We start from the raw sequence: 23311 nt of genomic DNA, 5'->3' as shown, positions 1-23311 counted from the left end.
CCGCCGTCGCGGTCGGTTGTTAACCTGAATCTCACGCGATTCATTGTCCGGGGTGGCGCCGCGCCATGAGCGTTAGTCATCGATTTCTGGCAGTGCGGCGCATCGGCGCTCGCGCTCGCCAGCCGCCGCCTTCTCGTAGAGCCGGATCTTTGGCGCTGCCAGAACACAGGGCTGGCGCACGATGAACAGCGCCGTCTCATCGCGGGCGAGCTGTGTGGCGATGCGCTCCTCGAGTGACAGGGTCTTGTCGCTGCCGTCGATCAGCACCACCGATTGCACACCCATCGCCTGAGCGATACCGGCGAAGTCGAGCTGATGGGTTGGGCTGTGGTCGAGCGAGCGACCGGTGCCGGGGTGCTCTTGCTGGCCGGTCATCGCGGTGGTGCCATTGTCGAGGATCAGCACCAGATGGCCGGTCGGCGGTGGGTTATAGACCATCTCCGCGAGTCCGGTGAGTCCGGAATGAACGAAGGTCGAATCGCCAATCACGCTGACCACACGGCGCGCCTCGGCCTCGGGCAACACATGCCGCATGCCGAGACCAACGCCAATGCTCGCGCCCATGCAGACGCAGGTGTCCATGGCCGAGAACGGTGGTAGCACGCCGAGGGTGTAGCAGCCGATGTCGCCAGCGACGATGCAGTTGAGATCGCGCAGGGCCTCGAACACCACGCGATGCGAGCAGCCCTGACAGAGCTCCGGTGGCTTGCCCTTGGCCGGCTCAGGCTCGGGGCTGTCTTCGCCGGCGATGATGCGGCGCGCGCGCTCGACATTCAGCTCGCCGAAGCGGTAGCGCATCGGCTTGCCTTCGGCCTTGATGCCGGCGGCATTGAGATCGTCGACCAACACTGGATCGCCTTCTTCGATCACCAGCAACCGCTCGACCTGGGCAGCGAAGGCGCGAATCCGCGTCAGTGGTAATGGATAGGTGAGGCCGAAGGTCAGTTGACGGGCATCGGGCGCCGCCTCGCGCGCGTGCATGGCGGCGACACCGGTGGCGATGATGCCGAGTTTGGGAGCTGGCTGATCGCCGTCCTGGTCTCGTGCTTCGCTCCCATACTCTTGCATCGGACCTTCAGCCTCATTCCAGGCGGCGATCTCAGCTAGCTTCTGGCGCAGCCGATGGTGCGCGGGTTTGGCGAAGGCCGGGATCATGACACGCGTCGGGATATCGCGCCGAAAACGATGTTCAGTCTTGCCGTGCTCCGTCGAGGTTTCATGGGACTCCAGCGAGCGCCGCTGCTCGACGCCGCGTGGGCGAACGACGGTCTTGGCATGGCAGATCCGCGTCGTCAGACGCAGGATGACCGGGATCTTCCAGCGCTCACCGATCGCGAACGCGAGCCAGGTGTAGTCATAGGCCTGCTGCGAGTCGATCGGCTCCAACATCGGTGCGCCGGCAGCGCGCGCGAAGTGGCGATTGTCCTGCTCATTCTGACTCGAGGCCATACCCGGATCATCGGCCGAGACGATGACCAGGCCGCCATCGACATCGGTATAGGTGGCCGTGAACAGCGCATCGGCGGCGACATTGAGGCCGACGTGCTTCATCGTCACCAGCGTGCGGGCGCCGGCGAAGGCACTGCCGATACCGACCTCGAGCGCGACCTTCTCGTTCGGTGCCCATTGGGCATGACCGCCAAGGCGATCAAAGGTCTCGAGGATTTCTGTCGAGGGCGTCCCCGGGTAGCCAGTGCCGAGCCGGACTCCGGCATGCAGGGCGGCGAGGGCGACGGCGTCATCACCGCTTAAGAGGAGGCGTTCTTCGGTCATCGATCGTTTCACCAATGCAGCACCAGTTCGGCGCGCAGAAAGTAGGATTCATCGCGGCGGTGCTCGGCATAAAAGTCGCCGGGCGCCAGGTATTCAGCGACCAGATGGCCGGAGACATGATCGCTGAGCTTGGCCTTGAGCCAGGCCGTGAACAGATGGCCGCGAAAGCGACCGTCGCCGGAGATATTCACCGCTTGCTGCGGCGTCAGCGTGCTCTCTTCGTTCGCGAACAGGGCATGGTAGTCGAAGGTCAGCAGGCTGGTCGGATGCACCTGCGCCATCCAGCCCAGGTTGAGCCGCAGCAGGTTGCTGGCCTGCGCAACACGGCTGTCGAGTGGCCACTGATAGATCATCAGCTCGCTCCATTGCGGCCAGCGGCCCCAGAGTGGATCGAAGGCCTGATCGGCGCTGTCGCCCGGATCATCGCCGGAGAGATATTCCAAGTCGGCATGAAAGCGGTTCTCGAGCCGATCCCGCAGCCGGTAGAGAATGCGGCCATTGAAGCCGACCGCGGTCAGATCGCTCCCGTTGAGCTGCCCCCATTGATAAGCACCCTCGGCGCGCAGACCCCAGGCTGGGCTGAGATCGCCCTCTGTGCGCAGGCCGAGAGTGTAGATGTCGCCGCTGTCGCTCGGTGACGGAAAGGGCGCTCCATTGTTGACGCGGATGTTGCCCGGGGTCACATCGGGCCGATCCTGCTTGTAGATGAAATAGCCGTCGAGATCGGTTTCGGGGAGCAAGGATCGGTTGCGCGCGTGGAGGATGGCGCCGGTCTCATCTTGCTCGATCTGATTCTCGATCACGCCATTCAGTGGCCGTGGGAAGCGTTCGGTGGTCGCGTCCTGATTGAGGTAGATGAGGTCGACCCGGGTCTCGATCTCGGCCAGGTTGATCGTCGCCCGTGCGGCATCGAAGTAGATCGTCCGCGAGCCGTCCAAGGGCGTGCCCTCGAGCACCAGCCAGCCGTGACCGAGGATCAGGTCTTGCCGGCCGACCTTGAGGCTGAGGGGAAGCCCGGCGGGCTGATCCAGGCTCAGGGCGAGCTGGTCGAACAGGAGTCCGCCTGAGTACCAGGCCTCAAAGCCGGGAATCGGCCACTGATCGGCTTTGGGCTGGTTGTAATGACGCCCTTCCCAGATCAGCCGTGCCTCGGCGCTGAGCTGTTCGGTCGGCGCATGGCGACCCCAGAGCCGGCCGCGATAGCGTTGAAAGTTGCGATCGGCGATGGGCGACTTGTCGTTGAGGCCGACATTGCCGATGAAGACCTGGCGCAGGCGTAGATCGCCGCCCCAAGCAAAGGCGGCGGCGCTCGGATTAGACTCGGGTTTGGAGCCACCGCTAGCCCCTGTATGGGCACTAACGCCTAAGGCGAGCGTAAAGAGACTCGCGCCGAGCAACATCAAGCTGCGTTTCATCGACCAAGGGGCACAGATTGAAGGAAAGGCCGCGAGGGTACACTGAAGAGACCGCTGGCAACATTGACTTGGTCGGCGAAAATTCCGACTGAGATGACACCTTTTTGACACAGATCAGGGCCTGCGCCAGCTGCACCGTCTTTGGGAGATGCTCCGCGTTGAACGCGATGACGACAAAGGTCAAGCGTGGGTTCTTTGGCTGGCCCCTATGAATCCAGAGGTCGACATGCGAACCCCAGCGCAGGAGCACCCGTCAACGAGCAGGTTTGAAGGAACTTGCTCAGGAGTTTCTTCGTGACGGAAGCTGTGTGGAGCGCGGCATCGTCATGGTATGACCAATAGCTTGACCGAGATCGCGAGTGAGGCGACGACCAACACCGGTCTTATCAATCCTGTTCCGTGTCGAAGCACCAGATGGGCGCCCAGCCAGCCGCCAGCAAGCTGTCCACCGGCCATGATTAGCGCCAGCGACCAGACGACCTGCCCGCCCAGCACGAAGAACAAGAGCGCCGCGAAATTACTGGTGAAGTTGAGCAGCTTGGCATGCGCGGTCGCGCGGCGCATGCCAAAACCGAGGAGGGCGACGAAGCCCATCGCAAAAAAGGTGCCCGTGCCAGGCCCAAAAAAGCCATCATAAAAGCCAACACCGAAACCGACCGTCAGCGCAAACGCGGGCAGGCCGATGCGCTGCCGCGAATCCAGATCCGAGACCCTCGGCGAGAACAGAAAGTAGAGCGCGAAGGCGATCAACAGCAGCGGCACCAGTCGCTCCAGCAGTTCCGAACCGAGGTACTGCACCAAGAGTGCACCAAGGGCGGAACCGATGAAGGTGCAGATCACGAGCAAGGATGTGCGGCGCAGATCGATGGTGCCTTGGCGAACAAAATGCGCGGTCGCCGCAAACGAGCCCCAAACCGCCTGTGCTTTGTTGGTCGCCAGCGCTGCGACTGGCGGCAGCCCGACCCACAGCAGCGCTGGTACCGTGATCAGACCACCACCGCCGGCGATCGCGTCGATCAACCCCGCGCAGAGCGCGAGCACAAACATCATCAGAGCGATGTCGAGGAATTCCATTGAATGAGCTTTGATAAGGGTGCAAGAACGACCGGCAGAAGTAGGGTTTGAGATGACGGATATCGCCCGCAAGCGGGCTCCTACCTCGCAACGACGGGGGTCGGCAGCGACCGGTTTCGGGATTTCCGCGTTCTTACACTAGGCCGAGAACAACAGCGCCGCCACATCCTCGAAGCGACTGACGAAGTGCACCTTGAAGCCCTTCTTCACGTGCTCGGGCACCTCGTCGAACTCACCCTGATTGTCCTCTGGTAGCAGGATCTCTTTGAAGCCGGCACGGCGCGCAGCGATCAGCTTCTCGCGCACACCGCCAATCGGGAATACCTCGCCGGTCAGCGTCAGCTCGCCGGTCATCGCGATGCGCCGCACCGGCTTGTTGCGCGCTAGCGAGAGTAGGGCGGAGGCCATGGTGATGCCGGCTGACGGACCATCCTTGGGCGTCGCGCCGGCGGGCACATGCAGATGGACGAAGGCCTTCTCGAAGAAGGCTGGATCGGCGCCGAACTTGAGCGCATGGCTGACGATGTAGCCATAAGCGATATCAGCCGATTCCTTCATCACATCACCGAGCTGACCGGTAAGCTTGAAACCGCGGGCGAACTCGTGCGTGCGCACCGCCTCGATCGACAGCGTTGCGCCGCCCATCGCGGTCCAGGCCAGGCCGGTGACCACGCCGGGGCCGGAGAGCTTGCGCTCATCGCGAAAGACTGGACTGCCGAGGTAATCCTTGAGCGTTTCTGGATCGACATCGATCGGCGTCTCGGCGCCTTCGAGCATCTTCACCGCCACCTTGCGCACGATCTTGCCGAGCTGCTTTTCGAGCCGCCGCACGCCGGCATCGCGGGCATAGCCTTCGATCAAGCTGCGCAAAGCCTTGGTCTTGAGCTTGACCGTGTCCTTGGGCAGTCCAGCCCGGTCGATCTGCCGCGGGAGCAGGTATTTCTTGGCGATCGCCAGCTTCTCCTCGGCGATATAGCCGGAGAGCTGGATCACCTCCATGCGATCGAGCAGCGGGCCGGGGATGCTGTCGGTCTGGTTGGCGGTGCAGACGAACAGCACCTTGGAGAGATCAAAGCGCAGATCCAGATAATGATCGAGAAAGTCGACGTTCTGCTCCGGGTCGAGCACCTCGAGCAGCGAGGAGGCCGGGTCGCCGTGGTAGCTGGCGCCGATCTTGTCGATCTCATCGAGCATGATCACCGGATTGGCGGTTCCGGCATCCTTGATCGCTTGCAGGAACTTGCCGGGCATGGCGCCGATATAGGTGCGTCGATGGCCTTTGATCTCGGCCTCGTCGCGGATACCGCCGACCGAGAAGCGGTAGAAGCGGCGGCCGAGCGCATCGGCGATCGAGCGGCCGATCGAGGTCTTGCCGACGCCAGGCGGGCCGACCAGCAGGATGATCGAGCCGGCGATCTCGCTCTTGTGGATGCCGACGGCGAGGAACTCGAGGATGCGGTTCTTGACGTCGTCCAGGCCGTAATGGTCGCGGTCGAGCACGCGCCGGGCGCGCTTCAGGTCGAGCTTGTCCTTGGAGTGTAGGCCCCAAGGCAGCAGCGTGATCCAGTCCAGATAGTTGCGCGTCACCGAGTACTCGGGCGAGCCGGTCTCGAGCATCGCCAGCTTGTCCATCTCCTCATCGACGCGCTTCTGCGCCTCGTTGGTCAGGGTCAGCTTCTTCAGGCGGTCCTTGAACTTGTCGGTCTCGGCGGTGCGATCGTCCTTGGCAATGCCAAGCTCCTTTTGGATGACCTTGAGCTGCTCCTTGAGGAAGAACTCGCGCTGCTGCTTCTGCATCCGCTCCTCGACCGACTGGCGGATCGAGTGCTGTGCCTTGGCCAGCTCGAGCTCGTTGTTGAGCAGCACCAGCACCTTCTCCATGCGCTTCATCAGCGGTACGGCCTCGAGCACCTCTTGTAGCTGCTCTTTGGTCGAGGTAGTCAGGCTGGCGGCGAAGTCGGCCAGGTGCGAGGGATCATCGGGGCCAAAGCGGTCGAGGAACATCCGCAGCTCTTCGACGTAGAGCGGATTGAGCGGCAGTAACTCCTTGATGGTATTGATCACGGCCATCGCATAGGCCTTGATCTGATCCTCAGGCTCCGGCACCGGCTCCGGCATGTAGTCGACCCGTGCCGAGAACGGACGCTTGCGGCTGACGAAGCGCTCGATGCGAAAGCGCTGCAGGCATTCGACCAGCACCTGCAGCTTGCCTTCTTCTGAATGCACCCGATGCACTCGACAGGCGGTGCCGACAGGCTTGAAGTCGGCGCTGCGGGCCTCCTCGGAGGTGTTGCTGCCGACCAACACCACGCCCAAGATCTTGTGCTCGGTATTGCCGACCGCCTTCATGGTCTGCAGCCAATACTCCGAATCCATCAGCAGCGGCACGGCCTGGCCCGGAAAGAAAGGGCGTGAAGCCACTGGCAGCAGATGGATCATCGACGGCAGCACGTCACGAGCACGGGCTAGCTCGCTGGTCTCCTGATCGAAATCGTCCGTATCGAAGGCCCTGTCTTCCTGCTGCTCGGTGTCTGCAACCTCTTCATTCATCGAAATCTCCGGATTGAATCCTGCCCCTTCCGGGGAATCATGCCGCACGGGCGAGGCGTCACCTCTGCCGTGCCGTATCGGCTTTGTTTAAAACGCCTTTCAATCTCAGGGTATTTGCGCCTCAATGCAAGCGCTGGTCGCGTTGGCGAGCGCGGCAAAGTTGGCGACGGAGAGGGTTTCCGCGCGCGCGCCGGGGTCGATTCCCTGCGCGGTCATCTGCTCTGACGAGACCAGCCCGGAGAGACTATTGCGCAAGGTCTTGCGGCGCTGCGCGAAGGCGGCTGCGACGATGCGGGCATGCCAACTTGGATCGGCGAGCGGGTAGGGCAGCCGGCGATGTGGGCGCAAGCGTATGACTGCCGAGCTGACCTTTGGGGCCGGATGAAAGGCGCCGGCGGAGACCAGAAACAGGCGCTGTGCCGAGCAGAAGGTCTGTACCATCACCGAGAGCCGACCGTAGACCTTGGTGCCCGGCTCGGCGGTCATGCGGTCGACCACCTCCTTCTGCAGCATCAGGTGCATGTCCTCAATGCAGTCGGCTTGATCGAGGAAGCGAAACAGCAGCGGCGTTGAGATGTTGTAGGGCAGGTTGCCGATCAGGCGCAGGCGCGGCTCGATCCGCTGATCCTGACCGGGGTGATCAGCGCCAGGGTCAAGCTCGCGGTTCGGACCCTGATCCTGGTTGCTGCGATCATTGCGGCGATCGTTGCAGCGATCGTTGCAGCGATCCACGGCATCCACCGTCGAATCCGTCGGGCCGAGTGATCGCTGGCGGCGAGAGCCGGCTGGAAGCAGGCTACAGAGCTTAAAGGTCAAGGCATCGGCATTGTGGATACGCAGGCGAGGAGGTGGCTGACGATCGACCTCGACGACCAACTGTTGATCCATGTGCTGATCCATGTGCTGATCCATGTGCTGATCGATCTGCTGATCCATCTGCTGATCGATCTGCGGATCGATGACTTGGCCGTTGAAGCGTTGCGCCAAGGGTGCGATCAGATCGCGATCCAGTTCGATGACATCGAGCACGCCGGCGCTCTGCAACAGGCCGGCCGTGATCGCCCCTTGGCCGGGGCCGATCTCGACCAAAGCCTGACCTGGCTGCGCATTGACGGCGCCGAGGATGCGCTGGATGACCCCAGGGTCATGGAGAAAATTTTGGCCGAACCGCTTGCGGGGTTGGTGGTGAGACTGAGCGATCAAGGGTCTGCGAGGCCTGCGGGAGAGCAATCCCCAGCATCATAGACAACCGGCGCTGGATTGGCGATCGAGCGACCGAGGCTAAGCCGCCTGATCAGATGTCTGAGCAGATGCCTGATCAGACGCCCGACAAAGCGTCACCTTGAGCGCATCGTCGCTCAACACTTTACATAATATACATTATGCGCAATCACACCCAGGGGCCAATCCGGCTCCAGGGCGCGCCATGACTGGCTGAATGCCGAATCCCTCTCCATCAGCCGAGATTGTGAAGAGGATCACAGAACAGGTCTGTACTCGGGCTGATCCCATCTGTTTCGCTACTTTAGGCATCCTGCATCGGGCTCTGGCTGCCGATAAGATAGGTAACACACCGAGGAGCACTTCAATGTACACCGAGCAATTTCAGACCCAAGTCCTCAGTCAAGCCCTGAGTTCAACCGCAGCGTCGACCTGTGGCAACGACCGCGAACGCCGGATGCAAGGCGCCCTGACTGAGTTAACGCTGCGCCACGAAAATGAGATCTACGCTGAAACGCGCGGCATCAGTCAAAGCAATCGTTCATTGGGCTGGCGGCCTGGTTACCTCAACCTGGCCACTGGCGAGATTGAGCTGTCGCGCTTCGGCGATGGCAGACTGGCTCCTATTCATGTCCTCGATGGCCTTCCAGAGGCCTGGGTCCAACGTCGAGATGCCGATGGGCATGTGATTGCTGCGGAACCTGAGGTTGTCTCAGGATTTATTCGGGCTGGTCAATTTTATACCCGTGATCAAGCAGCACGAGCGGCAGCGCACTGAGACTGGAAGCAGAAACAGCGAGTTCTGCGCGGATCGGAGCGAGTCTATTGAGGGTCGAGATCATCTTATACCGCGTCAATCGCTTCGCGCAGGGTCAGCACGGGCTGAATCTTTAGGCCGCCTACACCGCCTTTCGGCACATTGGCTTTGGGCACGACGGCCTGCTTGAAGCCATGTTTGGCGGCCTCGCGCAATCGATCCGGGCCGTTCGGCACTGGCCGGATTTCACCGGACAGGCCAACTTCACCGAACACGGCAAGATCCATCGGTAAGGCCTTGTCACGAAAGCTCGAGAGGATGGCGAAAAGAACGGCTAGATCGGCCGCGGTTTCGGTCACTCGGACGCCGCCGACGACGTTGGTGAAGACATCTTGGTCGAACATCGCAATGCCGCCATGGCGGTGCAGCACCGCCAGCAGCATCGCCAGTCGATTCTGCTCTAGGCCTACCGCAAGCCGGCGCGGATTCGCCAGTGGACTCTGATCGACCAGCGCTTGCACCTCGACCAACATCGGCCGCGTACCCTCGCGCGTGACCAAGACGATTGAACCCGGGGCTGGCTCCGAATGGCGCGAGAGGAAGATCGCCGAGGGATTGGAGACCTGCCGCAGCCCGCGATCGGTCATGGCAAAGACACCAAGCTCGTTGACGGCACCGAAGCGGTTCTTGACCGCGCGCACCAACCGATGTGCGCTGCCGGATTCGCCCTCGAAATAGAGCACAGTGTCGACCATGTGCTCAAGCACACGTGGCCCAGCCAAGGCACCCTCTTTGGTGACATGGCCGACCAGGAATACGGTGGTGTCGGTGAGCTTGGCGTAACGGACCAACTGGGCGGCGGTCTCGCGCACCTGTGAGACCGAGCCTGGTGCCGAGGTCAGGGCATCGGTATACAAGGTCTGGATGGAATCGATCACCAGCACGCGCGGTGCCTCGGCCGCAGTGGTCGCCAAAATCTGCTCGATGCAGGTCTCGGCCAACAGATTCAGCCCGCCGGGCTTGAGCCCGAGCCTCTGCGCGCGCAGGCTGACCTGTTGTGGCGATTCTTCGCCGGTCACATAGAGCACCGAGCCTTTATCGGACGCGAAGGCCAGATTGGCATCGATTGCTGCACAAGCCTGTAGCAGTAGCGTCGATTTGCCGATACCGGGATCGCCGCCGATCAGGACCACCGAGCCTTGCACCAGCCCGCCGCCGAGCACTCGGTCCAGCTCTGCGATGCCGCTCGGGGTGCGCACCTCCTGTTCGGGCGCGATCTCGGCGAGGCGATGGATGGCGCCGAGGTCGGCGCGCGACGCATGACCGGCTGCTCCAGCGTATCCGCCGCCGCCGGGCCGAGGCGTGGTCTTTGGCGGCATCGCGACCTGCTCGATGCTGTTCCAGGCGCCGCAGTCTGCGCAGCGACCACTCCATTTCGGCGACTGGGCGCCGCAGCTGTTGCAGACATAGAGGCTGCGAGCCTTTTTCGTGGTCGCAGTCAAGCCCCCTGCTCCGGTGCTTGCCGTCCGAGTTGCTGCTCGTGAACGACTCTGACGCGTGGCGAGAGTCTGCACAGCAGCTCATAATTGATGGTGCCAACCTGCTCCGCCACTTGCTCCACCGGCAAGCCCTGGCCCCACAAGATGACGCGATCGCCCACCTCGGCCTCCGGTATCGGCCGAAGATCGACGCTGATCATGTCCATGGAGACGCGCCCGAGCAAGGCCGCGCGCTGGCCGCGGATCAGCACCGGCGTGCCTGTTGGCGCATGGCGTGGATAGCCATCGCCATAACCAATCGCCACCACGCCAACGCGCATGGCTTCTGGGCAGCGGTAGGTGCTGCCGTAGCCGATCGGCGTGCCCGCCTTGAACTCGCGCACGGCGATCAACTGGCTCGACAGGGTCATGACTGGCCGCAGATCGAGCGCTGCCGCTGAACGGTTCAGTAAGGGCGAGCCACCATAGAGCATGATCCCCGGGCGCACCCAATCACTCCGTGCCGCAGGATGGGCCAGAATGCCGGCCGAGTTACCAATTGAGAGTGGCAGGTCAAAGCGTTGGGCGAGCGCCCTCGCCTGCTGACACTGCTTGTCGGTCATGGCATGCGATGGATCATCGGCATTGGCCAGATGCGTCATGATCCCGGCGATCTCTAGCGCCTCAGCCAGCCTCGGTGGCAGCGCGCGCAGGCGCTCAATCAGCGCCACCGCCTCTTGCTGCTGCAGGCCGAGCCGCCCCATGCCGGTGTCGAGTTTGAGCCAGATGCGCTGGGGTCTCGACTGCGGGCTTGACTCGAGTTCATTCAGGATGAGATCCAGATGCCGGCTAGCGTGAACCGCTAGCTCAACCTGCATCGGAAGCACCGCACTGGCCTCGACCTCGTTGGCGATGCCTTCCATCACCAACAGCGGCTTGCTGACACCGGTCGCCCGCAGCAACAGCGCCTCCTCTACCCGCGCCAGCGCAAACCCATCTGCCGCATCGAGGGCAGCGGCGCACGGCCCCATGCCGTGACCATAGGCATTGGCCTTAATCACCGCCCAAACGCGGCTGTTCGGTGCTGCGGCCCGGCAAACCGCAAGGTTATGCCGCAGGGCGTCGAGATCGATGTGGGCAACGGGTCCGACGATCATTGATACCCCAGATCGCCGTAAAGATCCTCGGCCAGATTCTCGAATTTGGTGAACTGCCCAAGGAACGCGAGCTTCACGGTACCAATCGGCCCGTTACGTTGTTTGGCGATAATGATCTCAGCAACGCCTTTATCCGGGCTGTCCTCGTTGTAGACCTCATCGCGATAGATGAAGGCGATGACGTCTGCATCCTGTTCAATTGCACCACTTTCCCTCAGATCGGACATCTGAGGGCGTTTGTTCGGACGCTGTTCGAGGCTGCGATTGAGCTGCGACAAGGCCACAACAGGAACATGAAGTTCCTTTGCCAACGCCTTGAGGGAGCGTGATATTGCAGAGATCTCTGTCGCCCGATTCTCGCCTTCGCTCGGGGCCTGCATCAGCTGCAAGTAGTCGATGACGATCATGCCCAGATCCTTCTCCTCGCGTTTCAGATCACGCTGCAACCGGCGCACCCGCGCACGCAGATCCGTGGGGGACAGCGCCGGGGTGTCATCAATGTACATCGGCGCCTGCGAGAGCATGGTCACCGCAGACGTGAGCCGCGGCCAGTCTTCGTCGGTCAGCTTGCCGGTCCGCACCCGATGCTGGTCGATCTGTCCCAGTGAGGACATCATGCGCATCGCCAGCGCATCGCCGGGCATCTCCATACTGAATACGGCAACGCCCTTTCCAGTCTTGATGGCGACATTCTCCGCTATGTTCATCGCGAAACTGGTGTTGTGCACGCAGACGTCGTTGGCGACAAAGTTATGTGTCTCTGGGATGGTCAGGTCGTAAACCCGCCGCAAGCCGATGGGCTCAATTGAGACGATCGGGTCCCAAAGGAGTTCGCTGGTGGCAAGAGTGCTCAATGCAGGTTCGTTCAGCGCTTCAGCGAGCTGTCCTAAGCGCTGCTGAGACAGCGCGCGCAGAACTAACGCGGACCAGGACTCATCGCCTTTCGCGGCCTGTAACCGCTCCCGAACCGCGGCCGGAATCAGATCACCATTCGTCTGTCGGCGTTTCTGATCAAGGGCTTCCAAGACACGTCTGAGAGCGGCCTGCTTCGAGTAGATTCCAATCTCGGTAGCGAAGGTGCGGATTGAGTCTGCGTCAGTCAAATCCAGCTGCCAGGCGCTGAAATCGGTCTGCGCTGCCGGCTGCTCGCGCAACTGCTTGCCTAACTGCTCGCCTAACTGCATGCGACGAATAGGGCGGTCGCGAAGCCTGGCGATGACGCCGAAGCGCAGCAGGAGATGCTGAACTTGCCGCGCCAGACGTTTGCTGGGCGAGGCATAGCCAATCTGACTCTGACCGCTCGCACGCAGCGTTACCCAGCCATCGGTTGCGAAGAGTCGATTCAGAAACAAGGCAAGTTGTGCCTTGGGCAGCTCGAACACCGGCGCTGGAATGGACTTGTCATGCGCATCACGGCCCCAGAGTTCTAGCTCCATCAGCCAGCGAGTCAGTGCGTTGGGGCCGTTCTTTACTGCGCCGGGCATGTTCAGCCCTTGGAGCCAATCGCAGACCGTTGCCGGACTCGCCCCCGTGGCAAGCGCGAGTTGGCGCTGAGAGCGGCCAGACAGAGCGAGAGCATCACGCAATGCCGTGCTAAACGCACTGCGCTGAGCCACCCTGGCGTCGCGATCCGCCACCACGCAGATCTCGGACCTGCGGTTCGGGCGGCGTTTGAGCAGAGCACGCACGCCGCCGAAGGCATTGGCTGCATCGATGAAGTCGGTCTGGAGCTGAGGGCTGTCGTTGATGAACGTCGGCGTTGCGCCTCTGAGACAACCGTCACCGATCAAGCAGCCGAGTAGCTTGACCTCGCAGTCGCGCATCGGTTTGCTGCCGAAGACCGGCAGGCGTCGCGGCACAGCGATGCAGTCACCGACGGCGAGTTTGCTCAGCGCTTGCCAGCCCTGCATGGTCAGGAACGGATGTGTGGCCGTGGTCTCGACGACACGCCCGAGTCTGGTGGTAACCCGAAACCCCGGTTTATATCCGTCATCGACGAAGGCGCTTGGCTGCGTCGTCCTGAAGCGCAGGCGCTCATCCAATGTGAGTAATGATGCCTGGCGTGCCTGAACGATCGCTTCGATGGTTGTGACCCGACCATCCGCAAGCAGGACCTCACTGCTGGCCTCTAGGCACTTGCCCATCGACGGCCGCCCGGCACAGATGATCAGATCGGCGGGCTGGAGGCCGGAGGTCTTCATGTCGAAGTCGATGAACCCCGTCGGCAGGCCGGTGATGGGTTCGTCACGATGATAGAGTTCATCGATCTTGTGGACCGCGATGGTCAGCAGGTCTTCGATCGACTTGAAGCCGCCGCCGCGGGTGAGCTGCTCGGCGATCTCGAACACCTTGGCCTCGGCGGCATCGAGGATCTCGGCCTCGCTGCGGCCCTTGGTATCGAACGCCAGATCGGCGATGCCGGTACCGGCTCGGATCAGTTGGCGCAAGACCGAGTTGAAACGGACGATGCGCGCGTAATGTGCGGCGTTGGCGGCGGAGCCGGTGTTGCGATCGATCTCAGCCAGATACTGCATTCCGCCCATGTCATCGAGCAGCTTGCGCTTCTCAAGCGCCTCGGCCAACGTGATGACGTCGAACGGTTGATCCTGCTCGGCTAGGATATGAATCGCACGGAAGATCAGCTGATGCTCTTGGCGGTAGAAATCGGTCTCGCGGACCTTATCGGCAACCTGCTCCCAGACGCTGTTCTCGAGCATCAGGGCGCCGAGCAACGACTGTTCGGCCTGTAGGTTGTGCGGCGGCACGCGCATCCCTGGCATGGCCTCAGCCAGCTCAGAGAGCGAATCCGTGGGTGAGCTGGCCGGGGTTAGCCCGAAGTCCTCAGGCAACAGCGGTGGCGGACCTTCGGCCGAGGCCTGGTCAGGATCATCCGAATGATAGGGAGCCTTAGGCAAGGCGGTCGACCTCTTAACGCTGACGGCTGTGCCGTCGATCTGGTCGCCATTTTCAGGGGTTCTGTCCGATCGGGCAATCCGGGAATGCACTTCAGGCAGGAAATGTCAGGCCAGCGGTAGTTCGCATCATTGGGTGCCAGCATCTGGCGGCTGCGGACCAGGTCTCGAGCCGCCCTCAGAGCATCGAATCCTGCCATGATCAGGTCAACTGCTTAGAGCAGTTTCTCGATTGCCGCTATGAACTTCTTGCTATCAGGTGATGTGATACTGGAGAAGTAGTCGACAACATTTCCATCCCGATCGATCAGATACTTGTAGAAATTCCATTTCGGGTAGGCTCCAGTTTGGGCTGCAAGGTACTGATAAAGCGGATCAGCCTTGCCTTTTTTGACGTGGATCTTCTCGAACATCGGGAACTCGACCGAGTAGGTCAGTCGGCAGAATTGCTGGATCTGCTCCTCGCTGCCGGGTTCTTGGTTGCCAAAGTCATTGGAGGGGAAGCCCAGCACCACCAGTCCGCGCTCCTTGTACTTGTCGTAGAGTGCCTCGAGCCCCTCGTACTGACCGGTGAATCCACACTTGCTAGCGGTATTGACCATCAGCACCACTTTGCCTTGGTAGGCATCGCAGAGCCTCACGGATTCATCACCCGCGAGACGCCGCAGTTCGAAATCGAGTGCTGGGCCGCAGTTAGCAGTCGCGTTGGTCGTCATGGTCAAGCCTCCTAATACGGCGAGTAGAGCCAGAAGTCGCATAGATCGGCCTCGTTTATGATTGTGCAAAGTCTAGACAACCCTAAAATGGGATGCCGATCTGCGAACACAACTGGTCGAGCACTAGCGCCCAAACACCTGACCTCGATAGGGTTTAGCAGAAAATCAACACTGAAAGCTCGGTTTGCGAGGTCTTTGTACCAGCAATCTATCGCTGAACATTCGTTGTTCAGGGTTTGAAAAGGGTGTTCCGGAGCCACCTAAGCAAATTAACCAAGTTATTGAGGTAAAGATCGATGGTTGATTGGATCGAAGGGAGAATTTCGGGCAAGCGGCATTGGTCGCAGGCACTCTACAGCCTGCAGATCGACGCACCGCTCACAGACTTCCAAGCCGGGCAGTACATCAAGGTTGCGCTTGATGTCGACGGTGAGCGCGTCGGGCGGCCCTACTCGCTGGTCAACGCACCGCAAGAACAACCGTTGGAAATCTATTTCAACGAGGTGCCAGAAGGGCCACTAACACCCAAGCTCTCGGATCTCGAGATCGGCGATCGGATCTGGATCTCGGCAAAGGCCAGCGGTGTGTTCACGATGGACAACGTGGTCTCGCGTCGAGATCTGTGGATGTTGGCGACGGGAACCGCGTTGGGCGTATTCCTCTCGATCCTGAAGACCGCCGAGCCTTGGGAGCGCTTTGAGCGGATCATCCTCGTGCATGGAGCGCGCAACACCGGCGAGTTGGCCTATGGCGAAACCATCGCTGAGCTGCAAGCCAAACACGAAGATGCCTTCACCTTCATCACGGCACTCACCCGCGATTCAAGCGAGACTGCCCTGCAAGGCCGGATCACGAATCTGCTCGAAAATGGCGTACTCGAGGATGCGGCAGGCGCCAAGATCACGACCAACGATAGCCATCTGATGCTTTGTGGAAACTCAGAGATGATCAAGGATGTCCGCGCTTGGCTCGAGGCGCATGGACTGCATCGACATAAGCGCACCGAGCCCGGCCACTACACCACCGAGCAGTATCACTAACTCCTGATCACTCACTCCTGGTCAGCCTGCACTGACGTCGAGCCCGCGCGCCGCACAGTCATCATCTGCATCAGATGCATACCAAGCATGCGGAGGCCAAACATGCTCAAGCCAAGCCTGCTCAGGCAAAGCTTCTATTGGAGAATTACTTGAACGCGGATGTCATCATTATCGGCGCAGGATTAAGCGGCTTGGCCTGTGCGCGCGCACTGCATGAGTCCAAGATCAGCTACCGCCTCCTAGAGGCCAGCGACCGCATCGGCGGTCGTATCGCGACCGACCAGGTCGAGGGTTTCAAACTCGATCGCGGCTTTCAGGTCTTGCAGACCTGGTATCCGGAGGCGCAACGGCAGCTCGATTATGCTGCACTCGACCTGCGCTCGTTCTATCCCGGCGCCCAGGTACGCATCGGCAATCGCTTCCATCGCGTGAGCGACATTTGGCGGCATCCAGAGCGCTTGCCTGAGATGCTGCTATCCCCGGTCGGTCATCTGACCGACAAGCTACGTTTGCTGCGCCTGCGCCAACGAGCCATCCGCGGCGATCTCGAGGCCCTTTACGGCCGACCCGAAACCTCAGCGCTCACGCTGCTGCGTGAGCTTGGATTCTCAGAGCGCATCATTCAGCGCTTCTTTAAGCCGTTCTTTGCCGGCGTCTTCTTCGAGCCAGCGTTGAATGTCTCGAGCCGGACCTTCGAGTTTGTGTTTCGCGCCTTTGCGCTCGGCGACACTGCGCTACCGGCTGAGGGGATGGCGCAGATACCGCTGCAGCTTGCGCAGCGGCTTCCCCCAGAGACCATCGAGCTGGGGCGCAAGGTCGAGCGCCTGATCGCGTCCGATCGGGCTGCAGGGAATGGGGCTGGGGTTGTCCTCAGCGATGGTTCGCTCTGCCCTGCCAAGGCCGTCATCCTGGCCACTCAAGGGCGAGAGTCCGCCCGCCTGCTCGGCCGACCGGCACCACCGACGCGCGGCACGACCTGCTTCTACTTCGCGGCGCCGGTGGCGCCAATTGATGGCCCTTATCTGGTGCTTGACGGCAACGGCCAAGGCCCCATCAACAGCCTGCTCTGCCCGAGCAACCTCGCGCCAGCCTATGCACCGCCCGGACAGGCCTTGGTAAGCGTCAACTGCTTTGGGCATGAGCGCGCTCCTGAGCAGCTGGCGCCATTGGTTCAGCAGCAGTTGCGTTCCTGGTTCGGCAATGCGGTTGAGGATTGGTGCCGACTCGCGATTTATCGCATCGACGACGCGCTCCCGGTGCAGGCTCCGCCTGTCACTGCAGCAAGCACATCTGACACCGTGCAGCCAGTTGCTGAGCAGGTTTGGGTCTGTGGTGAGCTTACTGCGCCGCCATCGATCCATTGGGCGCTGAGCAGCGGTCGGCGCGTCGGCGAGGCTGTCGCGCGCCAGTTACATGACGATCGCGCTTGAGCGAGATCGATCACTCAGCGCCGATCAGCGTAGGCCCGCACCATCGCCATCGACGGCACCGGATTGCCGGTGTCGATCCCAATCGGTGCAGACTGAGCGGTTTATCCAATACGCATTTCATGGTTATGAACGCGGTTGCAGCACCCCAAGCAATCGCCTATGTTAGTCGTGCCGAAAACAACGATGAAGGCTCGACCTATTCACGCACGAGACCTTCTCAAGCTTCGCCCAGGCGAAGCCCTACCAAAGAGAGAACGGAGCAAGTTTCGATGTCGCTGACGCGTTCGCTTCTCGCCGCGCTAGTTGCGGTTCCACTGGCCTTGATGGCAATGACCTTGCCGGCGCAGGCCGCTGACGATAACGAGGCCCGCAACGAGGCCCTAGACGACTATGAGCCAGACCTCGCCGCTGGCGAGGTAATGTTTCGCCAATGTGCGCTCTGTCACGGTCAACGCGGCCAGGGCATCCTGGGCGGCAAATACCCGCGGCTTGCTGGGCTCCCCGAGTATTACCTGGTGAACGCGCTGCGCGACTACCAGACCGGTGCGCGCGGCTACGACGCCATGCTCGTGGTTGGTGGTCTGAAGACGGCAAATGACCGAGACCTGATGGACCTGGCTGGTTATATCTCCGATCTCGATATCGAGCTTGATGTGCCGGGGCCGGAAGAAGGAAGCGCCCGCTCGGGTCGGAAGCTCTACAAATACGATTGCAAGAGCTGTCATGGACGCAAGGCTCAGGGCAAATCACGCAAGGATTCGCCGCCGCTGCGAGGTCAGTACTACGAATATCTCTTGCGCCAGATCGCCCTGTTCAAGAACGGCGAGCGCATCCACGCCGATGACCCTGAAGACGAGACCTTCGCTGCCTACGAGGAGGACGAACTGCTCGACATCCTCGCCTTCGTCGCATCGCTCGATGATGATCTCGGCGGCGGCGACGATGACGATGATGACAACGATAACGACGATTAACCCGAGCTGCTTCAGCGCTCGCGGATGAACACCCAAGGAGTTCTGCCCATGCTCAAACGCACCCTTGCTTCGGCCGCATTGTTGTGTCTGTTACCATTCTCGCTGCCGATCGTCTTGGCCTCTGAGGTTGCTAATGCGCCTGAAGTCAATATGTACGAGATTGGTCAAACAGTGCTGAAGATCGGTCTTGCGGATGGAGTGAGTCCAGACGACGCCATCGACGCGATGAATTCCAAGGCGGTCGAGCTGAATATGAAACTGGTCGGCCATCAAAACGTCGGCGCCGAGCTCGAAGCGCGCGGCCTCGAGTCGCCGAGGCTGGAGATCTTCCAGTTCTGTCGGCCCGAAGATGCCATCAAGATGGTGCGATTCAACACCATCTACGCCGCCTACATGCCCTGCTCGATTGCACTGATCGAGGATAATGATGGGCGCCATTGGCTCGAGATGCTTAATCTCGACATGATCATCAACGCCTACGAACTCCCAGCGGAGCTGCAGGCGATTGCGATCACCATCAACGGCGAGATGCTCTCGATCATCACCGCCGGGGCAACCGGCAATTTCTAACATTGCGAGCCGCGCACTGATCGGGTGATTGTGGGCCGACCTGTTGGTCGGCCCAGCGCAGTAATCTGCGAGTCTGCTACATCGCCATTTCAAGATCATCCTGAACCGCATCCACGCCGGCCTGTGCGCATTCCTCGTCGGTCTCGCCGGCAGGTGCACCACTCACACCGACGCCGCCGATCAAGGCACCGCTGACCTGGATTGGCAGCCCACCGGCCGACATGACCAAGAAGTCTTGGCGCCCAACAGCGGTGTCTGCGCGCGGCTCGAGTGCCGAGGTCGCGGCATTGAAGTTGGCGGCGGTATAGGCCTTCTTATAGCTGATCGGAACGGTGATTGGTGAGGCGATGGTATCGCGCAGCTGGGCCTGGATGACGCCGTCGCGGTCGACGACGGTAACACCGATCTGAATCCCCTTCTCACGGCAGGCGTCGATGGTGGCCTGAGCGATCTGCTGTGCCGTCGTCAGAGACAGGCGTTTCACCGATACCATCATCGGATCATCAGCCGCAAACGCAACGCTGGTCGATAAGCTCCCCGCCAGTGCGATGGCAAGGGTTGAGGCGGCCAGTACCGTTTTCTTCATTAATCGTCTCTCCGCAGTTAACGTCTTGGTGGTCGTGCGCCATGGACATGCACCATGGACATGCACCATGGATAACGGGTCGGGAGCTGCTTAGCCGACGAGATTATCGAGCCCCGAAACGCTCGCTGATGTACTCGTTCACCATCGTCTTAAAGCGTTCAGCGATATCCGGCCCTTTCAGCGTGGTGACCTTCTCGCCATCGATGTAGACCGGCGCTGAGGGTTGCTCACCCGTACCCGGCAGGCTGATGCCGATGTTGGCATGCTTGCTTTCGCCGGGGCCGTTGACCACGCAGCCCATCACGGCCACCTGCAAGGTCTCGACCCCAGGATAGGTCTCGCGCCAGATCGGCATCTGATCACGCAGATAGCCCTGAATATCTTCGGCCAGCTCCTGAAACACGGTGCTCGTGGTCCGACCGCATCCCGGGCACGCGGTAACCATGGGGGCAAACGAGCGCATTCCCATGGTCTGTAGGATCTCCTGTGCCACCACCACCTCGCGGGTGCGAGATTCGCCTGGAGCCGGAGTCAAGGAGACGCGGATGGTATCGCCAATCCCCTCCTGCAGGATCACCGACAGCGCTGCCGTTGAGGCGACGATACCTTTCGATCCCATGCCTGCCTCGGTCAAGCCGAGATGCAGTGCGTGGTCGCTGCGCGCGGCGAGCATTCGGTAGACCGCGATCAGATCCTGCACGCCACTCATCTTGCAAGAGAGGATGATGTGGTCGCGGCCAAGTCCGAGTTCCTCGGCACGCAGCGCACTGCCCACCGCGGATTCAACCATTGCCTCGCGCATCACCTCCTCAGCAGAACGGGGATTCTCGGAGCGCGCATTCGCATCCATCATCCGCGCGATCAGCTCCGGGTCAAGGCTGCCCCAGTTGACGCCGATGCGCACAGGCCGATCGTAGCGGCAGGCGATCTCGATCATGGTCGCGAACTGGGTATCACGCTTCTCGCCACGGCCGACATTGCCGGGGTTGATCCGATACTTAGCGAGCGCCTCGGCACAGGCCGGATAGTCGGTCAGCAAGCGGTGTCCATTGAAGTGAAAATCACCGATCAATGGCACCGGCGAGCCCATCGCCTCAAGGCGATCACGAATCCGTGGCACCGCGGCCGCAGCGGTCTCGTTGTTGACCGTGATGCGCACGAACTCAGAGCCGGCGCGGGCCAGCTCGGCGCATTGGGCCACGGTGGACTCGATATCGGCGGTATCGGTGTTGGTCATCGACTGCACGCGCACCGGCGCGTCGCCGCCGACCGCAAGCCCGCCGATCATGACCTGAACCGATTGCCGACGCGGAATGCCAAACTGAATGCTCATAGTGCCCTCAAGACTCAAGAGTGTTGCCGGAGACGAAGGGATGGGCTGGAGCTCCTGCCGCCATCAGGCCAGCGAGCGCAGCCGTTGGACGATCTCCAGATAGTCGGGATGTTCGGGGGTTAGCACGCCATGGCGCACGAGGAAATCGATGATGACCAGATTGCAGTTGAGCTTGAACGCGTCGGTGTCGCGGACGATCTCAGCCACCTGCTCGATCGGCAGCAGCTCGAAGCCGGCCACCTCGCCATCTTGGCAGCATGGCTCAAACTCTGCGGGCAGCTCCAGATCGTAGCAATACATCACGTCTGGCTTGAGGCCGCGTTTGGAGGCTCGACAATAGGTAATGGCCCCAACCGCGATGGCGCGATCGGCAAGCTCAGCGGACATCCCCGCCTCTTCTGCGCACTCCTTGCGCAGGTTATCACGCAGCGCGATGCCCCAAGGCAGGCCGCCGGCCACCATATTATCGAGGCGATTTGGGTAGACGCGGCGGTCCGCTGAGCGCCGAGCAATCCACATCATGATCCCCGCTGGGCGACGGACAAAGCCATTGATATGCTGCCCGAAGGCGCGGACGCCGAAGTAAGGGGCACAGGCGCGATCAATCAGGAACCGCGCATCCTCACGACGGCCGGCTGTGACCGGATACTGCTCGCCATGTTGATGGCTGATTAGTCCGCGCGCGATCAGCTCGTCGCAAAGCGCGTGCATCGCGTCGGTCCGCGCATCAAAACCGCTCGGCGCGCCCGCCCAGCGCAGCCCAGCGCTCTCTAGGGCGAACGCCTGGTCGTCCAGCTCGCAAAGGGCTCTGGCAAACTCAATGCGCGCCATGCCGAGCCGTTCGCCGTCGACGATGAAGGGCATGTAATCGCCGGGCGCCCAGCGATTGCACTCGTTGATGCGCGCGAGAAAGCTCATCGGAAGATCACCTCATCAGCCTCTCAATCGTCTCCAAGGAACCGGCGCCAGAGGAAATTTGAGGCAAGCCTGAGACAGATCTGAGCCTGGTCTGGGCCGAAACGACTGTGCACTGTCGGCGTTCAATGTTGTTCGTTCTTGATGATCTCCCACAGCCGATCCATCTCGGCACGTTGAGAGTGCGCTGGCACCTGCCCAGCGGCGCGTAGGCAGACCTCGATGCGCTGAAAGCGCCGTTCGAAACGATGGTTGGCCGCACGCAGCGCCTGCTCGGCATCGACGCCCAGGTGGCGAGCGAGATTAACGCAGGAGAACAGCAGGTCACCGACCTCGTGCACGCGCTCAGTCGGATCGGCGTGCTCGGCGAAGGTCTCCTCGCATTCCTCAAGCTCTTCCCGGATCTTCTTGACCACATGATCAAGGTCGTCGAGATCGAATCCAACGTTTGCAGCGCGCTTCTGCAGCTTCTCGGCGCGCACCAAGGCCGGCAGCGCTTGCGCGACGCCATCGAGCACGCTAATGTGAGGACGCTCGTGCTTGGCCTCACGCTCGTCCGCCTTCATGCGCTCCCAGTTCGCCCGCACTTCGGCCTCGGACTCGACACGCACATCGCCGAACACATGCGGATGGCGACGGATCATCTTGTCGCAGATCGCCTCGATGACATCCTCGAAGCTGAAGGCGTCCTGCTCCTCGGCCATGCGCGAATAGATCGCCACCTGGAACAGCAGATCACCCAGTTCCTCGCGCAGCTCCGGCATATCGTCGTTCTCAATCGCCTCGGCGACCTCATAGGCCTCCTCGAGTGTGAACGGCAGGATGCTGCGCATGGTCTGCTTGAGATCCCAAGGGCAGCCGTGCTCAGGGTCGCGCAAGCGCGCAACGATTTGCAGCAGCGCCTCAATCCTGCGGATGTCCTGGGGTGGCTGATTGTTCGGGGGATTGCTCATAAGACTGTCTTAAAACTCAATGGTCGCGCGCGGCGATCGGCTTCGCGTTGCTTGGCTCAAGGGCGGACGAGGACATCGAACAGGATGCCCAACAGCACCGCGGCGAGCCCACCCCACTTCCAGTAGCCGAGCGGGATACCGACAACCTCGCCTGGCTTGATCCGACTCGGCTCCTTCAAGATGCCCCAGAGGTGCGGCCCAGCCAAGAACCAAGGGATAAAGCCAAAGAAGACCGGGACAGAGACCCACAAGGGCACCGGCTGATTGATATACATCAGCACCAACAGCGCCGGCCAGCCCACCAAATAGGCAGCGCTCAGCTTCGCATCGGTCGGCCGATCGCGCGTCTGCAAAAAGGTAACCAGTGCTCCCACGGCCCAGAGACCCGCGAGGGCGATCAACACCAGACGCATCAGAACCCTCCAAGCCGTTTTCTAGGTCATTCTCAAGCGAGCGC

The 23311-nt window shown here is 61.3% G+C and carries 19 protein-coding genes; 5 read left to right on the top strand and 14 right to left on the bottom strand.

What is annotated here, in order from left to right:
- Window positions 1-72 precede the first annotated feature (72 nt).
- The 5 genes from CCR96_RS12145 to CCR96_RS12125 form a co-directional block, all read right to left on the bottom strand.
- On the bottom strand, window positions 73-1773 hold the full coding sequence (locus tag CCR96_RS12145) for a thiamine pyrophosphate-dependent enzyme (RefSeq protein ID WP_201220379.1): 1701 nt from the start codon (window positions 1771-1773) through the stop codon (window positions 73-75).
- Between the two features lie 8 nt (window positions 1774-1781).
- The gene (locus CCR96_RS12140) at window positions 1782-3188 is read right to left on the bottom strand and encodes an alginate export family protein (protein WP_242518978.1); all 1407 of its coding nucleotides are present in this window, start codon (window positions 3186-3188) and stop codon (window positions 1782-1784) included.
- Window positions 3189-3512: 324 nt separating this feature from the next.
- The gene (locus CCR96_RS12135) at window positions 3513-4262 is read right to left on the bottom strand and encodes a TSUP family transporter (protein ID WP_201220378.1); all 750 of its coding nucleotides are present in this window, start codon (window positions 4260-4262) and stop codon (window positions 3513-3515) included.
- Window positions 4263-4400: 138 nt separating this feature from the next.
- Window positions 4401-6812 carry an endopeptidase La gene (gene lon / locus CCR96_RS12130; RefSeq protein WP_201220377.1) on the bottom strand — a complete coding sequence of 804 codons (2412 nt, stop codon included), beginning with the start codon at window positions 6810-6812 and terminating at the stop codon, window positions 4401-4403.
- A gap of 105 nt (window positions 6813-6917) precedes the next feature.
- Window positions 6918-8015: a ribosomal RNA small subunit methyltransferase A gene (locus tag CCR96_RS12125; protein WP_242518977.1), complete on the bottom strand. Its 1098-nt coding sequence runs from the start codon at window positions 8013-8015 to the stop codon at window positions 6918-6920.
- A gap of 235 nt (window positions 8016-8250) precedes the next feature.
- Here CCR96_RS12125 and CCR96_RS12115 point away from each other — a divergent pair, with 235 nt between their 5' ends.
- Entirely contained in the window at window positions 8251-8811 is a 561-nt protein-coding gene (locus CCR96_RS12115; protein WP_242518975.1) for a hypothetical protein, read from the top strand.
- A gap of 65 nt (window positions 8812-8876) precedes the next feature.
- Here the strand turns inward: CCR96_RS12115 and radA are convergent, their stop codons facing one another.
- The 4 genes from radA to CCR96_RS12095 form a co-directional block, all read right to left on the bottom strand.
- Window positions 8877-10292 carry a DNA repair protein RadA gene (gene radA, locus CCR96_RS12110; RefSeq protein ID WP_201220376.1) on the bottom strand — a complete coding sequence of 472 codons (1416 nt, stop codon included), beginning with the start codon at window positions 10290-10292 and terminating at the stop codon, window positions 8877-8879.
- Window positions 10289-11425 (bottom strand): alanine racemase, encoded by a 1137-nt coding sequence (gene alr, locus CCR96_RS12105; protein WP_201220375.1) that lies wholly within the window; start codon window positions 11423-11425, stop codon window positions 10289-10291. Before alr ends, radA begins: the two co-directional genes overlap by 4 nt.
- The gene (gene dnaB, locus CCR96_RS12100; protein WP_201220582.1) at window positions 11422-14196 is read right to left on the bottom strand and encodes a replicative DNA helicase; all 2775 of its coding nucleotides are present in this window, start codon (window positions 14194-14196) and stop codon (window positions 11422-11424) included. Before dnaB ends, alr begins: the two co-directional genes overlap by 4 nt.
- 356 nt (window positions 14197-14552) lie before the next feature.
- Window positions 14553-15095 (bottom strand): glutathione peroxidase, encoded by a 543-nt coding sequence (locus CCR96_RS12095; protein ID WP_201220374.1) that lies wholly within the window; start codon window positions 15093-15095, stop codon window positions 14553-14555.
- Window positions 15096-15349: 254 nt separating this feature from the next.
- Between CCR96_RS12095 and CCR96_RS12090 the strand changes: the two genes are divergently transcribed.
- From CCR96_RS12090 to CCR96_RS12075, 4 genes are all read left to right on the top strand, one after another.
- Complete coding sequence (locus tag CCR96_RS12090; protein WP_201220373.1) at window positions 15350-16093, top strand: ferredoxin--NADP reductase; 744 nt, start codon at window positions 15350-15352, stop codon at window positions 16091-16093.
- Window positions 16094-16242: 149 nt separating this feature from the next.
- Entirely contained in the window at window positions 16243-17523 is a 1281-nt protein-coding gene (locus CCR96_RS12085; RefSeq protein ID WP_201220372.1) for a protoporphyrinogen/coproporphyrinogen oxidase, read from the top strand.
- Between the two features lie 269 nt (window positions 17524-17792).
- Window positions 17793-18497 carry a c-type cytochrome gene (locus tag CCR96_RS12080; protein ID WP_201220371.1) on the top strand — a complete coding sequence of 235 codons (705 nt, stop codon included), beginning with the start codon at window positions 17793-17795 and terminating at the stop codon, window positions 18495-18497.
- 48 nt (window positions 18498-18545) lie between these two features.
- Window positions 18546-19067 carry a DUF302 domain-containing protein gene (locus CCR96_RS12075; RefSeq protein WP_201220370.1) on the top strand — a complete coding sequence of 174 codons (522 nt, stop codon included), beginning with the start codon at window positions 18546-18548 and terminating at the stop codon, window positions 19065-19067.
- 76 nt (window positions 19068-19143) lie between these two features.
- On the opposite strand, the gene CCR96_RS12070 is transcribed toward CCR96_RS12075, so the two are convergent.
- The 5 genes from CCR96_RS12070 to CCR96_RS12050 form a co-directional block, all read right to left on the bottom strand.
- The gene (locus CCR96_RS12070) at window positions 19144-19653 is read right to left on the bottom strand and encodes a GlcG/HbpS family heme-binding protein (RefSeq protein ID WP_201220369.1); all 510 of its coding nucleotides are present in this window, start codon (window positions 19651-19653) and stop codon (window positions 19144-19146) included.
- Between the two features lie 103 nt (window positions 19654-19756).
- A complete protein-coding gene (ispG, locus tag CCR96_RS12065; protein WP_201220368.1) occupies window positions 19757-20986 on the bottom strand; it encodes a flavodoxin-dependent (E)-4-hydroxy-3-methylbut-2-enyl-diphosphate synthase in 1230 nt (409 codons plus the stop codon).
- Between the two features lie 63 nt (window positions 20987-21049).
- Window positions 21050-21904: a DUF4743 domain-containing protein gene (locus CCR96_RS12060; RefSeq protein ID WP_201220367.1), complete on the bottom strand. Its 855-nt coding sequence runs from the start codon at window positions 21902-21904 to the stop codon at window positions 21050-21052.
- Window positions 21905-22026: 122 nt separating this feature from the next.
- Window positions 22027-22854: a nucleoside triphosphate pyrophosphohydrolase gene (gene mazG, locus CCR96_RS12055; protein WP_201220366.1), complete on the bottom strand. Its 828-nt coding sequence runs from the start codon at window positions 22852-22854 to the stop codon at window positions 22027-22029.
- 56 nt (window positions 22855-22910) lie between these two features.
- The gene (locus CCR96_RS12050; RefSeq protein WP_201220365.1) at window positions 22911-23267 is read right to left on the bottom strand and encodes a hypothetical protein; all 357 of its coding nucleotides are present in this window, start codon (window positions 23265-23267) and stop codon (window positions 22911-22913) included.
- Window positions 23268-23311: the final 44 nt, after the last annotated feature.

Source organism: Halochromatium roseum (genome assembly GCF_016653315.1).
Taxonomy (GTDB): Bacteria; Pseudomonadota; Gammaproteobacteria; order Chromatiales; family Chromatiaceae; genus Lamprobacter; species Lamprobacter roseus.
Note: the sequence above shows the minus strand (reverse complement) of the source record. Positions and strands in the feature narration are given on the sequence as shown.

Excerpts from the sequence above, each read along its gene's own strand:
- CCR96_RS12145 (WP_201220379.1), bottom strand. The coding sequence starts at position 1,773 with ATGACCGAAGAACGCCTCCTCTTAAGCGGTGATGACGCCGTCGCCCTC.
- CCR96_RS12140 (WP_242518978.1), bottom strand. The coding sequence starts at position 3,188 with ATGAAACGCAGCTTGATGTTGCTCGGCGCGAGTCTCTTTACGCTCGCC.
- CCR96_RS12135 (WP_201220378.1), bottom strand. The coding sequence starts at position 4,262 with ATGGAATTCCTCGACATCGCTCTGATGATGTTTGTGCTCGCGCTCTGC.
- lon (WP_201220377.1), bottom strand. The coding sequence starts at position 6,812 with ATGAATGAAGAGGTTGCAGACACCGAGCAGCAGGAAGACAGGGCCTTC.
- CCR96_RS12115 (WP_242518975.1), top strand. The coding sequence starts at position 8,251 with ATGCCGAATCCCTCTCCATCAGCCGAGATTGTGAAGAGGATCACAGAA.
- alr (WP_201220375.1), bottom strand. The coding sequence starts at position 11,425 with ATGATCGTCGGACCCGTTGCCCACATCGATCTCGACGCCCTGCGGCAT.
- dnaB (WP_201220582.1), bottom strand. The coding sequence starts at position 14,196 with ATGCGCGTGCCGCCGCACAACCTACAGGCCGAACAGTCGTTGCTCGGC.
- CCR96_RS12095 (WP_201220374.1), bottom strand. The coding sequence starts at position 15,095 with ATGCGACTTCTGGCTCTACTCGCCGTATTAGGAGGCTTGACCATGACG.
- CCR96_RS12090 (WP_201220373.1), top strand. The coding sequence starts at position 15,350 with ATGGTTGATTGGATCGAAGGGAGAATTTCGGGCAAGCGGCATTGGTCG.
- CCR96_RS12080 (WP_201220371.1), top strand. The coding sequence starts at position 17,793 with ATGTCGCTGACGCGTTCGCTTCTCGCCGCGCTAGTTGCGGTTCCACTG.
- CCR96_RS12075 (WP_201220370.1), top strand. The coding sequence starts at position 18,546 with ATGCTCAAACGCACCCTTGCTTCGGCCGCATTGTTGTGTCTGTTACCA.
- CCR96_RS12070 (WP_201220369.1), bottom strand. The coding sequence starts at position 19,653 with ATGAAGAAAACGGTACTGGCCGCCTCAACCCTTGCCATCGCACTGGCG.
- ispG (WP_201220368.1), bottom strand. The coding sequence starts at position 20,986 with ATGAGCATTCAGTTTGGCATTCCGCGTCGGCAATCGGTTCAGGTCATG.
- CCR96_RS12060 (WP_201220367.1), bottom strand. The coding sequence starts at position 21,904 with ATGAGCTTTCTCGCGCGCATCAACGAGTGCAATCGCTGGGCGCCCGGC.
- mazG (WP_201220366.1), bottom strand. The coding sequence starts at position 22,854 with ATGAGCAATCCCCCGAACAATCAGCCACCCCAGGACATCCGCAGGATT.
- CCR96_RS12050 (WP_201220365.1), bottom strand. The coding sequence starts at position 23,267 with ATGCGTCTGGTGTTGATCGCCCTCGCGGGTCTCTGGGCCGTGGGAGCA.